Genomic DNA, 13,502 nt, shown 5'->3' on the forward strand with positions numbered 1-13,502 from the left:
GCACGAAGGCAATGGTGCTTGGCGTCGCCGCACAAGTACAGTCAAGTGTGTCGATAGTAAGTATTAAGTCAACGCGGTCATGACGGCCTTGCGGTAGGCCGCACGCTGCTGCAACCGCGCGTACCAGGCCTGCACAGCGGGCAGCTCGGCGCGCTGGATGGGCATCTCGAACCAGGCATAAATGAAACTGCCCAAGGGAATGTCGCCCATGCCGATTTCATCACCCGACAGGTAGGGCTGTTCACTCAAGGTCTGCTCGACCATCGCCAGCAAGTCGTCGCACTCCTTGATCGCTGCGTTGATGGCCGCCCAGTCCTGTTGCTCGGCCGGGGTGCGCAAGACGCCCCAGAACACCGTGCGAAACGGTGCGGCAAAACTGGACGTGGTCCAGTCCATCCACTTTTCAGCCTGGGCCCGTGCCTGTACGTCAGCGGGATACCAGGCCGAACCCGACGCATGACGAGCAGCCAGGTAACGCACGATGGCGTTGGACTCCCAGAGCACGAAGCCGTCGTCCTCGATCATCGGGACTCGGCCATTGGGGTTTTTCGCACGGTACTCGGGCGTGTCCACCACACCGAACGCCCCGCCCGCATCGATGGCCTCGTAGGCCAGCCCCAACTCTTCTGCGCACCACAACGCCTTGCGCACATTCGATGAATTTTTCCGGCCCCATATCTTCAGCATCACGGCGTCCTCGATGGATAAATGCCGCAGCAGCATACGCCGGATCAGGCACGACTCAAATCGCCCTGCATGTCGCCGAGCAAGAGTGGCACCTGCTCGCCGAACAGGTGCGGGTAGCATTTCTCCAGGTGTTCGAAGAAGAACGCCTCGGGTACATCGGCGAACGGGCCATGGTCGGTGACGTACTCCATCAGCTTCGCCCCTTGCCGATTGAACGGGTGGAAAACGCTGTCGTGGCGACCGTCGAATTCCAGCGGGGCCACGTCGAACAACTCACACAACCCCTGGTTGAATGCCGGCGTGGCCTTGACCCAGCGGTCGTTCAGGTACAGCTCGGTATAACCGTGCATGGCGAACACGTCGCTCTTGAGCAATTCCAGCAGGCGCGGCGTAGACAGGTGATTGCGCACATCCGCCAGGCCGATGCGCGCCGGGATGCCGCAATGCCGAGCGCAGCCGGCCAGCAAGGTAGCCTTGGGCACGCAGTAACTTTCGCCTGCGGCCAGCGCGTAGCTACCGCGCAGGGTCGCCGGGTCGCGACTGAAGGTATAGGGGTTGTAGCGCACCGCCTCGCGCACGGCGTAATACAGGCTGATCGCTTGCACCAGGGGGTCGCGGTCGGCACCGCGGTGGCTTTCGGTGAAGTCGATGACCGCGGGGTGATCGCTGTCGATGAACGGGCCGGGGTTCAGGTATTGCTGCATAAAAGGAAGACCTCTCGGGAAACATCACCGCTTGCCTCGAGTTTATCCACAGCCCCCGGCCAGCGATAACGGCATTCCGGCCAAACAATGGCGTTTTCTCACCTTGTTAACGAACGATTTCCCACGGCTGTTGCCAACCAGACTGGCGCAATGCACCCAGGGTTTCCCACGAAATCAATCACATCGCGCTGACTGCCGGTTTTGCAGATGCCGTCTAAGCTCTGAAGGTCGGTTTTGCCTTGGTTCACGGAGGATTACATATGCTGTTGTTGTGGATACTGGTTCTGGTCGTCGGTAAAGCCTGGCTGGCGCATCGGCGCACCGCTCCGTTGCCCGCGCTGGGCATCATCGCGGCCTACCTGCTAGCCATGAACCTGTTCAGCCCCGCTCCCGGGTGGCTGATGTTGATCTTCTGGGTAGCACTCGCCGCCGTCGCGGCCCCGCTGCTGCTACCGGACCTGCGCCGCAAATATTTCAGCGCGCCGATGTTCGACTGGTTCCAGAAAACCCTGCCGCCCATGTCCGAGACCGAGCGCGACGCCATCGACGCCGGCACGGTGTGGTGGGACGGCGAACTGTTCAGCGGTCGCCCGGATTGGGACTTGCTGCTGGCCTACCCCAAGGTGCAACTGACCGAGGAAGAGCAGGCGTTCCTCGACGGCCCCACCGAAGCCCTCTGCGCAATGGTCAGCGACTGGCAGATCGGCCAGGCCATGGACCTGCCGCCTGAAGCCTGGGCCCATATCAAGGAGCACGGGTTCTTCGCGCTGATCATTCCCAAGGAATACGGCGGCAAGGGGTTCTCCGCCTATGCCCACTCCCAGGTGGCGATGAAACTGGCCACGCGCAGCGGCGACCTGGCCTCCACCGTGATGGTCCCCAACTCCCTAGGCCCGGCGGAACTGTTGCTGCACTATGGCACCGACGAACAACGCGACCATTACCTGCCGCGACTGGCCCGTGGTGACGACATTCCCTGCTTCGCCCTGACCGGGCCGCTGGCCGGCTCCGACGCCGGGGCGATGCCCGACACCGGCATCATCTGCAAGGGTGAATGGGAAGGCCAGGAAACATTGGGCCTGCGCCTGAACTGGGAAAAACGCTACATCACCCTTGGCCCGGTGGCCACCCTCCTCGGCCTGGCCTTCAAGGCGTATGACCCCGACCACTTGCTGGGTGACGAAGAAGACCTGGGCATCAGCCTCGCCTTGATTCCCACCGACACCCCGGGCGTGCAGATCGGCCGCCGTCACCTGCCCCTCGGCGCCGCGTTCATGAACGGGCCGAACTGGGGCAAGGACGTGTTCATTCCACTGGAGTTCCTCATCGGCGGCCAGGACATGCTCGGCAAGGGCTGGATGATGCTGATGAACTGCCTGTCGGTCGGGCGCTCGATTTCCCTGCCGGCAGTGGGCACCGGTGCCGCGAAGTTCACCAGCCTGGTAACGGGCCAATACGCCCAGGTGCGCGAGCAATTCAATGTACCGTTATCGGCGTTCGAAGGTATCCAGGAAGCCATGGCGCGCATCGGTGGCAACGCCTGGATGATGGATGCTGCACGCATGCTGACCGCCAACGCGGTGGATCTGGGGGAAAAGCCTTCGGTGCTGTCGGCCATTCTCAAGTACCACCTGACCGAACGCGGCCGCGAGTGCATCAGCCACGCCATGGACGTGCATGGCGGCAAGGGCATCATCATGGGGCCGAACAATTACCTGGGGCGCAGCTGGCAAGGTGCGCCGATCTTCATCACAGTCGAAGGCGCGAACATCCTGTCGCGCAACCTGATGATCTTTGGCCAGGGCGCCATTCGCTGCCATCCGTTCGTGCTCAAGGAAATGGCCCTGGCAAGCCGTGAAGACAAGGACCAGGCGCTGGTCGAGTTCGACGCCTTGTTGCTCAAGCACATTGGTTTTGCCGTGAGTAACGCCGCCAGCACCCTGGTGCTAAACCTGGGCCTGGGGCATTTCGAGAAAGCCTCCGGCAATGCCTTGAGCCAGGGATATTTCCGCGCTCTCAACCGGCAGGCAGCAGCATTCGCCCTGCTGGCGGACCTGAGCATGATGCTGCTGGGGGGTGAACTCAAACGCCGGGAACGCTTGTCGGCCCGCCTGGGCGACGTCTTGAGCAACCTGTATCTGGCGTCTGCCGCGCTCAAGCGCTATCACGACCTGGACTCGCCGGACCACATGAAGCCCCTGTTCACCTGGGCCATGGAGGAAAGCCTGGGCCAGTCGGAGCGTGCGCTGGATGAACTACTGAGCAATTTCCCGAACCGGGTACTGGGTTGCCTGTTGCGCCTGGTGGTGTTCCCCTTCGGTCGTCGTCACAAGGGCCCGAGCGACAAACTCGACGCCGAGGTCGCTGCGGTCATTGGCCGCCCCAAGGGTGACCCGACCCTCGAAGAGCTGCTGCAGGGCTGCTATCGCCCGCAATCGACCGACGATCCGGTGGGCGCCCTGCAACACGCCGCCGACCTGCTGGCCGCCGCCCATCCGCTGCACAAGAAACTGCACGGGGCGCTCAAGCAGGGTCAGCTCAACCCGGCGCCTGGTGAGCCCCTCATCGACGCGGCCCTGGAAGCGGGTGTGCTGCAAGCCGGTGAAGCGCAGACCTTGCGCGCGGCCGAGGCGGCGCGGCGCAAGGTCATCGATGTGGATGATTTCGATAAGGACGAGCTGACGCTGGCGCAGGACAAGGTCCGTTGATCGTGACGGCCAGGTACGCTCGTCACCTATAGCTCTTCACCTATAAAAGCGGACGCAAGGGCTTTATACTCCTGCGCCCGTTTTGCTCTTGAGGACTTATCTCGTGTCCAACATCGTTGCCGATCACCTTGTCTTGCTTGACCACTTGCGCAGCATCCTGGTCGCCGTGGGTGAGGCCGAACAGGTGCCCGAAGAAAGCCACGCCTTGTTCCTGGAGCGCTTCGACGAGTTGCGCGCACAACTGCCCGTCGACCCGATTGAAAGCCAGTACCTGGGCCAGGACCTCCTCTGCCAGGTGATCGTCCGTTATCCACAGATCGCCCACCTGGTGCCTCGCGACCTGCTCTGGTACTTCGCCGGCGACTGCCTGCACTACATGCCCGACGAAGAAATCGCCCTGTACCAGGCCCTGGAGGAGCGTCGTTTCGAAGCCGAGCAAAACGACGAGCCTTTCGACTGGAACCAGGAAAAGCAATTGCTGGCGATGTCGGACCAGGACAGCAAGCACTGATTGCGATCCATCATGCAAAAGGCCCGCACGGTTAAACCGGCGGGCTTTTTTTTGCCTAGCCAAAGCGTGTTGCCTGGACGGGCCTCATCGCGAGCAAGCTCGCTCCCACAGAAGCCGCTGCTCACCATCGCCTCCCTGTGGGAGCGAGCCTGCTCGCGATGGGGCCGGTCAAAACAACCCATCACTCTCCGGCAACTCATAACCCGTCGCGACCTTGCTGGGGCCACTCCCGCCGGCCACCGTGCCCAAGGTCGGCTCCTTCTCCAGGCACGCCACCAGATAATCAATGAACACCCGCAGCTTGGGCGGCAGGTAGCGGGTTGGCGAATGCAGCAACCACAAGCCACCGTGATAGGAAGCCAGGAACGTCCAGTCGGCCAATACCTGCACGATCAAGCCTTGCTCCAAGGCATGGCGGGCGGTGAAGTACGGCAGGCTGCCAATGCCAATGTGCTGCAAGACGGCTCCCAACCGCACCCCCGTGTGATTGGCCGCGTAGCGCCCGTGCACGCCGACGGTGACGGACTTGCTGCCTTTCTTGAATTTCCAGCGCGCATCGTTCGGGGTTGCTCCCAGGTAAATGCAGCTGTGTTCCAGCAAGTCATGAGGATGCGTGGGCGTACCGTGTTCAGCCAGGTACTGCGGCGTGGCGCAGAGCAGGTGATCAATGGTCAACAGCTGACGCCCCACCAGCCCGACCGGAGGTTGATCGGTAATCCGGATGGCCAGGTCGACATGATCGTCGATCAGGTCAACCTGCCGATCCTCCAGAAACAATTCCACATCGACCTTCGGATAACGACGCAAGAATTCGGGCATGTGCGGATGAATCACGAAACGCCCCACCGCCTTGGGCACGCTGACGCGGATGCGGCCTTCAGCCTCCTGAGTGAACTGCCCACTGATTTCCATCACCGACCGAGCGGCGGCGACCATTTCCTGACAGCGTTTGAACACCTCCTCCCCACCATCGCTCAAACGCAACTTGCGGGTGGTGCGTTGCAGCAAGCGGGTCGCCAGGGCTTTCTCCAGGCGAGAAATACTGCGGCTGATGGCCGACGGGGATGAGCCTGACTGGCGGGCCGCCTCGGAGAAGCTGCCGGTCTCCACGACCTTGACGAAGATGGCCATTTCGGCCAGCAACGGCAACGGTAGATTTGTGCTCATGGCGCAACAGTCCTTTGAAATTTGAACGGATTATCACCCTTTTACGCCCTCCCTATAATCCCGTCACAATTTCTGATGTGGATATGGCACATGACGCTTCGCCTCTTTTTCCATAGCGATGACCTCAAGGCCAACGTGGAAGTCCTGGATTGCAGCCCCCGGGAACATGAATTTGCCGTGGTGCTGCACGCCACCCTGTTCCACCCCCAGGGTGGCGGGCAGCCCTGCGACACCGGATGGATCGGTGAAAGCCAAGTGCTGCGCGTGGTCCAGGATGGGCCACAAATCGTTCATTACGTCGACTGCCCGGTGGCCTTGGGCATGGCTGAGATCAGCGTGGAGGCGCAGCGCCGACAGTTGAATGCGCGCCTGCACTCGGCTGGGCACCTGATCGGCCATTTCGCCGAGACCCGTGGCTGGACGCCGATCAAGGCCCATCATTGGCCCGGCGAAAGCCGCGTGCAGTTCCAGCCAGGGGAAAATCCCCAGGAGCTGGACATCTCGATGATTCAGCAAGGCATCGACGAATGGATTGCCGATGACCTGCCGCGCCTGATCACGTTGCGCGAAGGCCTGCGCGAAGTCGGTTTCGGTGAACTGACCGCCTATGGCTGTGGCGGCACCCACGTGCAGCGCCTGCAGGAACTGGGAACAGTCACCATCGCCTCGCTTTCGCAAAAGAAAGGAACACTGTCAGTGCACTACCACGTGGCCTGATATCCGCCAGCCCCTGCGACCAGCAATGGCTCGCAGGCCCCGCCTCCCCCCAGACAAAGCTGATCCTGCGGATCCCCCTTCACAACACAAAAAGTCATATTATTGACGGCGTCTTGCGCGATTTTTCCCTTCCGTCACTTTTTAGTCATTTTTTTGATTCCGGGCGTGGCGCTTTGCCATGCTTGAACTACCGTCAAACAGAAGCAAGGACGGGGTCGGTAAAACGCTCCTGAAGCGACCTGATCGACACCGTCACTGCCTTCGAAAATCCCGGAGATCCCGGGTACCGAAACGTTGTTTGCGAGCAGCCTGTCGTTCAGTCAGGCCGGTGAAATGCGCCCGTTTGCTTATAGCGACGAGGCCTGAAACCGGCATCAATGAACGGTCAGGCGAGATGGAAAGGGGCAGCCCGGGCCTCTTAAGTGATCCGAGGCAAATAGTTAAGCCTAGGGATGGTCTCTTCATCGAGGATCACTTCATGACCCAGCGCACTGCACCCGTTTTAAAACATTTCATTCATGGCCTGTTCTGGATGGGTCTTGGCTTGGAGGCGGCCCAGGCCGCAGCGGCAAATTGTTCGCAACTGGACAATTTGCCAGCGACCTTTGAGGTCGGCCAAGGGCACCAGAGCGAACTGCGCATCCTCGCCCCCGTGACGAAGTTGGCGGTCGGCGATCCGAAAATTGCCGATGTGCAGCCCAGTGGCAGCGATGCCTTCATCCTCACAGGCCTGGCGCCCGGCGCCACCAGCCTGATGGTCTGGACCGACTGTTCGAAGATACCGCGCCAGAGCATGGTCTTTGTCAAAGGCCGGGCCACCGAGGCGCTGACCAGCGCTGCGAGCATCCCTTCCGAAGACCCGATGCTGCTCGCCCAGGTGCAGACCGACATTCGTTTCGTTGAGGTCAGCCGGACCAAACTCAAGGAAGCCTCGACGTCGATTTTCGGCAGCCGTGGCAACTTCCTGTTCGGTTCGCCGAGGACCTTGCCCACCATCGGCGGAGTTGTCCGGCCTTCGTTGCCGGCCAACAACGACATGTTCAACCTGTCTTTCGCCACCGGCCAAACCCTGTTGATGATCAACGCGTTGGAAGGCAGTGGTTTCGCCTATACCCTGGCGCGGCCAAGCCTGGTGGCCCTCAGCGGGCAGAGCGCAAGCTTCCTGGCCGGCGGCGAAGTACCGATCCCGGTGCCCAGTGCCGGCAGCGACAACGTGTCCATCGAGTACAAGGAATTCGGTATTCGCCTGACCCTGACCCCCACCGTCATCGGCAAAAACCGCATCGTGCTGAAGGTGGCACCGGAAGTCAGTGAGCTGGATTTCACCAACGCGGTGAACATCGCCGGGACACTGGTGCCAGCACTCACAGTGCGCCGTACCGATACCAGCATCGCCCTGGCCGATGGCGAAAGCTTTGTCATCAGTGGCCTGATCAGCACCCGCAACAGCTCACAGGTGAACAAGTTTCCGGGGCTGGGCGATGTGCCGATCCTTGGCGCGTTCTTTCGCGACAACGCCATCAACCGCGAAGAGCGCGAGCTGCTGATGATCGTCACCCCGCACCTGGTCCAACCGTTGGCTGCCGACGCGCAACTGCCAACATTGCCGGGTGAGCAACTGCGCAATTACGACCCGAATTTCTACCGCATGTACTTCCTCGAAAGTGGCGAGTTCGACAACCGCAGCGGGCTTTCCAAATGAGCCGGCGACTGATGTGCAAGGCATCCACTCTCCAACGGGTTGCCAAGGGGCATTCAATGAAAACAGTGATCGCATTAGCGGCAACCTTGATGCTCGCCGGTTGTGCCAGCAATGGCGTGGTGGCTTCACGCTCGGCCGATTGCGCCAAGCCAGGATCCGACCAGGAGTTGGCCCTGAACATGGCTGAAGACATGGCCAACGAGGGCCGTTTGTACGCCAGCCTGGCAAACCTCGAACGCTTGCCCGAGGACTTGGTCCAGGTCCGCCTGCGCAAGGCCCGGGTGCTGCGCCTGATGGGGCGCAACGAGGCTGCACCGTTGTACCAAAGCCTGCTCGGGACATGCCTGGCCGCTGATGGCGAACATGGCCTTGGCCAGTTGGCGGTCGCCAAAAATGACAATGCGACCGCTACGCAATACCTCGAACGCGCAGCAAAAATGGCTCCGACCGACGGCAAGATCCGCAATGACCTGGGGGTTGTCTACCTCAATCAACGACGCATTTCAGAAGCCCGCTTCGAGTTCATGACCGCCATGGAGCTCCAGCAGTCCGACACGCTGGCCGCGCTCAACATGGTGACCCTGCTGATCTACCAGGACAACTGGAAGCAGGCCGCCGAGCTCGCCAACATGGCCAAGCTGAGCCCCCAGCAAGTGGCAGATGCCCAGGCCCGTGCGGAAAAGATCAGGGGCTCGGCCCCTCAGGCAGTGACGTCACCCCCCAACCGCCTGACCGAAGTTGTCGATGCTTCAATCGGCGCGGTCAAGTAGAGCGTTACGAGGAGTCCAGAAAATGATGACCAAACAATTGATGATCGTGTGCATGGTGGGCCTGTCCAGCAGCGCCTGGGCCATTGAGCCTGGCCCCTCTTCGCCAGCACAGCAAGGCACCGAGAGCTGGATGCAACTGCAGATTCGCGGCGTGGTGGCCTCCACCAACCTGCAAACCGCCTCGTCCGCCGAACGCGAGATGGCCATGCAGCGTTGGCTCAACAGCTTCAACTACCCGATCCCGGAATTCTTTGACCAGGACTCGGCAGGAGAAATCACCAGCAGCAAATGAAGCATGCTGGAAACGAAAAGACCGCAGCCCTCGACAGCGCCTACATTTGATCCGATGTAGGAACTGCCGGGGGCTGCGGTCTTTTGGCTGACCGCCGGAAAAACCTGGGGGAGCAAGCTTGCTCGCGATGTCGGTCGCACACTCAGCACCTTCATTGACTGTCACACCGCTATCGCGAGCAGGCTCGCTCCCACAATGGTGCAGAGCAGCCGCAAAAAGCCGGGGCCGCTGCGCAGCCCAGCGGGAGCAAGCTCCCTCGTCACAGGTGCGGTGTGTTGGCTGGAGTGATCAGTCGGTGGGCGCCGGAAAAACCTGTGGGAGCGAGCCTGCTCGCGATAGTGGTCTGACAGTCCACACCTTCATTGACTGTCGAACCGCTATCGCGAGCAAGCTTTGCTCCCACAGATCTGATGGGGTGTACGACCGGAAGAGCCAGGTCGGCTACTAGGCCGCCTCGCGGTGGACGTTGATCTCGGCGCCCCGTTAACCACGATGGCCGAACGCAGGCATTGCGCAGTGGGCAACCCGGCATGGATGCCGGGTTAGCCGCGCTGGGCCATGGATGGCCCTTCGCGGCGGCCCACGGAGCAATGCCGGAGTGAGGGCATGCCGAGCCTAGGCGAGGCACCGAGTGGTGGGGCAGAAGCGTTTTGCTTACTTTTGCGCTTCTCAAAAGTGAGTCGCCGTAAGGGCGAAACCATAAGTGGCCGTTACCGCAGCAACGGATATGTACTCGATCAACAAAACCCTGGCCGGCTGTCAGGCCGCCTTCGCGAGCAAGCCCGCTCCCACAATGGGACTGTGGTGAACATAAGACCACCGATCTACATATTCCCGAAAGCCCTGAACACACCAATCATGGCCGGACCAATGGCAACCAGGAAGAAGCTCGGCCACAGGCAGAAAATCAGCGGAAAGATCAGCTTGGTGCCAATCTTGGCCCCCATTTCTTCCGCAGCCTGGGTACGCCGGTCGCGGAACTCATCGGCGTAGATCCGCAGGGTATCGGCCACGCTGGTGCCGAATCGGATACTTTGCGCCAGCAGGCTGACCAGGCCCTGGATATCCTCCAGGCCAGTACGCACGGCCAGTTGCTTGAGGGCCTCGGTGCTGGTGATGCCCGCCCGGATCTGCGCATTGACCAGCGCTAGCTCCTCGGCCAGTTCGACCTGGCTGACCGACATCTCTTCAGCCACCCGTTCAATCGTCGTAGGCAGGGCCAGGCCCGACTCGACGCAAACCACCATCAGGTCCAGCGCATCCGGGAACGCGGCGCGCAGCCGGCCTTGGCGTGCCTGCTTGCGCTTGCCGACGTAGATCGCCGGCAGCAACCAACCGATGCCCGCCACGAGGGTCACCCCCAGCAAGCCGATGGCCACGGAAACCTTGACCATCGGCAACAGCAACAACGCAACACCGACCAGCAACAGCGGCAGCATCAGGCGCACGGCCCAATACATCTGCACCGCCGAAGCAGAGCGGTAACCGGCGTGGGTGAGCAAGGTCTGGGTGGCCGACGCATGGGCCTGGTCGGTCGAGGCAAAGCGCTGGCCGACCCGCTCCAGCAAGAGCTGCAGGTTACCGGGTGCCTCCTGCCCCGCGGTGTTGCCAGCGTAACCGCGCTTGATCAGCGCCAGGCGCCGCTGCACCGGATCCTGCAGGCCCAACATCAACAGCAGGAGCGCGACGGCCGCCAACACTGCACTGAGGCCAATCGCGGCGATGAACAACACGCGTGCCAGTTCTTCGTTGCCGGTAAACCGACTCAACAATCCGAGCAAAAAGTCCATGACTGATACCTCTCGGCGCGACAGCGCTTAAACCTGGATCCGGATGATCTTTCTTATCCAGAAAATCCCGATCAACATGGCGCAGAACGCGCCGATGATCAGCTTGTGCCCTATGGGGTCATTGATCAGCACCGGCATGTAGCTGGGGCTGGTGAGCACGATGGCGATCGCCAGCACGAACGGGATCGCCACCAGCACCCAGGCCGACATGCGCCCTTCGGCCGACAGCGTCCGAATCTTGCGCTGGAAACGAAAACGCCCACGAATCAAGCGGCTCAGGCGCTCCAGCACTTCGGTCAGGTTGCCGCCAGTCTCGCGGTGGATGAGGATCGAGGTCACCAGCATCATCACCGTCATGCTCGGCATGCGCTCCAGCAGGCCGAGCATCGCCCGGCGCACATCGTTGCCATAGTTGATGTCGGAAAACGTCATGCCGAATTCCTGGGCGACCGGCCCCTTGTGCTCTTCGGCGACCAGACGCAGGGTTTCGTTGAACGGATGGCCGGCGCGCAGGGCCCGGCACATGGCGTCCAGCGCATCCGGCAAACCCTCCTCGAACGCAGCGAAACGCTTGTTGCGGTCACGCAGGATTTTCAACACCGGCACCCAGGTCACCGCGAATGCCGCCAGCAGCGCCATCCACCAGACGGGCGAGACCATCAGCACCAAGGCACCCGCCGCCACCCCCAGGGCCAGACCGAGCAGCATGACCCGATAAGCCCGGTATTCATGCCCGGCCTGCTCGATCAGTTGGGTCAGGTTGGCCATGAATGGCAGCTGTTCCAGGCGCGCTTCCAGGGGGGACAGACGCGTCAGGTATTTCTGCCGCAACACGGTCTGCATGTTGGGCAAGTGGTTGGCTTTCTCCAGTACATGCAGGCGCCCGCGAATGCGCTTGCGCATCCTGCCGGCCTCGCCGAACACCGGCACCACCACGCCCTGGGACAGCAGGAATACGGCGATGAACACCATGCCAAGGAACATCAGGATGAATTCACTGGGGATATTGCTCATGACGTCCGGCCCTCCATCCACTCAGGGCGAAACAGGGTCAGCGGCAATTCGATGCCACGCTTGGCCAGCACATCGCGGAAGGCCGGGATCATCCCGCTGGGCCGATAATCCCCAAGCACCTCGCCATGCTCGCCGATGCCCTGGCGCACGAAGGAGAAAATCTCGGTCATGGTGATGATGTCCCCTTCCATCCCGTTGATCTCTTGCATGCTCACCACGCGTCGCTTGCCGTCTTCTTGACGCTCCAGTTGGATCACCACATCGATGGCCGAGGCAATTTGTTGACGCATGGCCTTGATCGGAAAAGTCGCCCCGGTCATCGACACCATGTTCTCGACTCGCCCCAACGCATCCCGTGCGGTGTTGGCGTGAATGGTGGTCAGCGAACCGTCGTGGCCGGTGTTCATCGCCGTGAGCATGTCCATCGCCTCGGCGCCGCGCACCTCGCCAATGACAATGCGGTCCGGGCGCATCCGCAGGCTGTTGCGCACCAGTTCCCGCTGGCCCACCTCGCCGCGCCCCTCGATGTTCGAAGGCCGGGTTTCCAGGCGCACTACGTGGGGCTGTTGCAGTTGCAGCTCGGCAGAATCCTCGATGGTGACGATGCGTTCGTTGTGGGGAATGAAACTGGACAGCACATTGAGCATGGTGGTCTTGCCGCTGCCGGTGCCGCCGGAGATCAGCACGTTCAGGCGCCCGCGAACAATGGCCTTGAGCAGCAAGGCAATGGCCGGGGTCATGGTGCCGACCTGGATCAGGCTGTCGGTGTTGAGCAGGTCCACGGCGAAGCGCCGGATCGACATGCTCGGACCGTCGATGGCCAGCGGTGGAATGATCGCGTTGACCCGCGAACCGTCCTTGAGCCGGGCGTCCACCAAGGGCGAGGACTCGTCGATACGCCGCCCCAGGCTGGACACGATGCGGTCGATGATGTTCAGCAAATGCTGGTCATCGCGAAAACGCACGTCGGTGCGTTGCAACTTGCCGAAGCGTTCGACGTAGACCGAGGCAAAGCCGTTGACCAGGATGTCGGACACGCTATGGTCGGCCAACAACGGTTCCAGCGGCCCGAGGCCGAGCACTTCATCGGTGATCTGCTTGATGATCAATTGCCGGCTGGCCGTACTCACCGGTGCCGAATGTTCCTCGAGCAGGCGCTGGCAGATATCGCGTATCTGCCGAGTGGCCTCGACGTGTTCGAGGGCATCGAGCAACGACAGGTCCATGACCTTGAGCAGTTGCTGGTAGATCTTCTCCCGCCATTCGGCCTCCACCGGCGTGACCTGGCTGCGGGTTTCGTAAAGCACGTCCGGGATGGCCTGCTCCCAGGCCATCAACGCGTCTGTCGGGTCCGGCAGGCCGTCCTCGGGCTGGGTGCCCGCTGAGGCGGCGGATTTGGCGGGCTGTTTGCGCAAGCGGTTACGAAAGTCGCTGATCATG

At 61.6% G+C, this 13,502-nt stretch carries 12 protein-coding genes; 6 read left to right on the plus strand and 6 right to left on the minus strand.

The window, feature by feature from the left end:
• Positions 1-63: 63 nt before the first annotated feature.
• The gene (locus HU749_RS21470) at positions 64-687 is read right to left on the minus strand and encodes a glutathione S-transferase family protein (protein ID WP_079305362.1); all 624 of its coding nucleotides are present in this window, start codon (positions 685-687) and stop codon (positions 64-66) included.
• A gap of 44 nt (positions 688-731) precedes the next feature.
• A complete protein-coding gene (locus tag HU749_RS21475; protein ID WP_079304871.1) occupies positions 732-1,391 on the minus strand; it encodes a transglutaminase-like domain-containing protein in 660 nt (219 codons plus the stop codon).
• A 260-nt stretch (positions 1,392-1,651) separates the two neighbouring features.
• On the opposite strand from HU749_RS21475, the gene HU749_RS21480 reads away from it, so the two are divergent.
• Together HU749_RS21480 and HU749_RS21485 are read left to right on the plus strand one after the other, a co-directional pair.
• Positions 1,652-4,099 carry an acyl-CoA dehydrogenase gene (locus HU749_RS21480; RefSeq protein ID WP_186651256.1) on the plus strand — a complete coding sequence of 816 codons (2,448 nt, stop codon included), beginning with the start codon at positions 1,652-1,654 and terminating at the stop codon, positions 4,097-4,099.
• Positions 4,100-4,202: 103 nt separating this feature from the next.
• On the plus strand, positions 4,203-4,610 hold the full coding sequence (locus HU749_RS21485) for a PA2817 family protein (protein ID WP_003179340.1): 408 nt from the start codon (positions 4,203-4,205) through the stop codon (positions 4,608-4,610).
• A 168-nt stretch (positions 4,611-4,778) separates the two neighbouring features.
• Here HU749_RS21485 and HU749_RS21490 read toward each other — a convergent pair whose 3' ends face one another.
• Entirely contained in the window at positions 4,779-5,777 is a 999-nt protein-coding gene (locus tag HU749_RS21490; RefSeq protein ID WP_079304867.1) for a LysR family transcriptional regulator, read from the minus strand.
• A gap of 90 nt (positions 5,778-5,867) precedes the next feature.
• Between HU749_RS21490 and HU749_RS21495 the strand changes: the two genes are divergently transcribed.
• The 4 genes from HU749_RS21495 (at position 5,868) to HU749_RS21510 (ending at position 9,258) form a co-directional block, all read left to right on the plus strand.
• On the plus strand, positions 5,868-6,494 hold the full coding sequence (locus HU749_RS21495; RefSeq protein ID WP_079304865.1) for an alanyl-tRNA editing protein: 627 nt from the start codon (positions 5,868-5,870) through the stop codon (positions 6,492-6,494).
• Between the two features lie 478 nt (positions 6,495-6,972).
• Entirely contained in the window at positions 6,973-8,196 is a 1,224-nt protein-coding gene (locus HU749_RS21500; protein ID WP_079304863.1) for a type II and III secretion system protein family protein, read from the plus strand.
• A 56-nt stretch (positions 8,197-8,252) separates the two neighbouring features.
• A complete protein-coding gene (locus tag HU749_RS21505; RefSeq protein ID WP_186651254.1) occupies positions 8,253-8,966 on the plus strand; it encodes a tetratricopeptide repeat protein in 714 nt (237 codons plus the stop codon).
• 22 nt (positions 8,967-8,988) lie between these two features.
• Positions 8,989-9,258: a DUF3613 domain-containing protein gene (locus HU749_RS21510; RefSeq protein WP_014339532.1), complete on the plus strand. Its 270-nt coding sequence runs from the start codon at positions 8,989-8,991 to the stop codon at positions 9,256-9,258.
• Positions 9,259-10,082: 824 nt separating this feature from the next.
• Here HU749_RS21510 and HU749_RS21515 read toward each other — a convergent pair.
• Genes HU749_RS21515 through HU749_RS21525 form a run of 3 tightly spaced genes read right to left on the minus strand, consistent with a single transcriptional unit; the run spans position 10,083 to position 13,501 of the window.
• The gene (locus tag HU749_RS21515; RefSeq protein ID WP_018610192.1) at positions 10,083-11,048 is read right to left on the minus strand and encodes a type II secretion system F family protein; all 966 of its coding nucleotides are present in this window, start codon (positions 11,046-11,048) and stop codon (positions 10,083-10,085) included.
• Between the two features lie 27 nt (positions 11,049-11,075).
• Positions 11,076-12,062: a type II secretion system F family protein gene (locus HU749_RS21520; RefSeq protein WP_018610190.1), complete on the minus strand. Its 987-nt coding sequence runs from the start codon at positions 12,060-12,062 to the stop codon at positions 11,076-11,078.
• Positions 12,059-13,501: a TadA family conjugal transfer-associated ATPase gene (locus tag HU749_RS21525; RefSeq protein WP_018610188.1), complete on the minus strand. Its 1,443-nt coding sequence runs from the start codon at positions 13,499-13,501 to the stop codon at positions 12,059-12,061. The genes HU749_RS21520 and HU749_RS21525 overlap by 4 nt, the downstream gene beginning before the upstream one ends.
• Position 13,502 lies beyond the last annotated feature (1 nt).

Source organism: Pseudomonas ogarae (genome assembly GCF_014268695.2).
Classification (GTDB): Bacteria; Pseudomonadota; Gammaproteobacteria; order Pseudomonadales; family Pseudomonadaceae; genus Aquipseudomonas; species Aquipseudomonas kilonensis.

Excerpts from the sequence above, each read along its gene's own strand:
- HU749_RS21470 (WP_079305362.1), bottom strand. The coding sequence starts at position 687 with ATGCTGAAGATATGGGGCCGGAAAAATTCATCGAATGTGCGCAAGGCG.
- HU749_RS21475 (WP_079304871.1), bottom strand. The coding sequence starts at position 1,391 with ATGCAGCAATACCTGAACCCCGGCCCGTTCATCGACAGCGATCACCCC.
- HU749_RS21480 (WP_186651256.1), top strand. The coding sequence starts at position 1,652 with ATGCTGTTGTTGTGGATACTGGTTCTGGTCGTCGGTAAAGCCTGGCTG.
- HU749_RS21490 (WP_079304867.1), bottom strand. The coding sequence starts at position 5,777 with ATGAGCACAAATCTACCGTTGCCGTTGCTGGCCGAAATGGCCATCTTC.
- HU749_RS21495 (WP_079304865.1), top strand. The coding sequence starts at position 5,868 with ATGACGCTTCGCCTCTTTTTCCATAGCGATGACCTCAAGGCCAACGTG.
- HU749_RS21500 (WP_079304863.1), top strand. The coding sequence starts at position 6,973 with ATGACCCAGCGCACTGCACCCGTTTTAAAACATTTCATTCATGGCCTG.
- HU749_RS21505 (WP_186651254.1), top strand. The coding sequence starts at position 8,253 with ATGAAAACAGTGATCGCATTAGCGGCAACCTTGATGCTCGCCGGTTGT.
- HU749_RS21510 (WP_014339532.1), top strand. The coding sequence starts at position 8,989 with ATGATGACCAAACAATTGATGATCGTGTGCATGGTGGGCCTGTCCAGC.
- HU749_RS21515 (WP_018610192.1), bottom strand. The coding sequence starts at position 11,048 with ATGGACTTTTTGCTCGGATTGTTGAGTCGGTTTACCGGCAACGAAGAA.
- HU749_RS21520 (WP_018610190.1), bottom strand. The coding sequence starts at position 12,062 with ATGAGCAATATCCCCAGTGAATTCATCCTGATGTTCCTTGGCATGGTG.
- HU749_RS21525 (WP_018610188.1), bottom strand. The coding sequence starts at position 13,501 with ATGATCAGCGACTTTCGTAACCGCTTGCGCAAACAGCCCGCCAAATCC.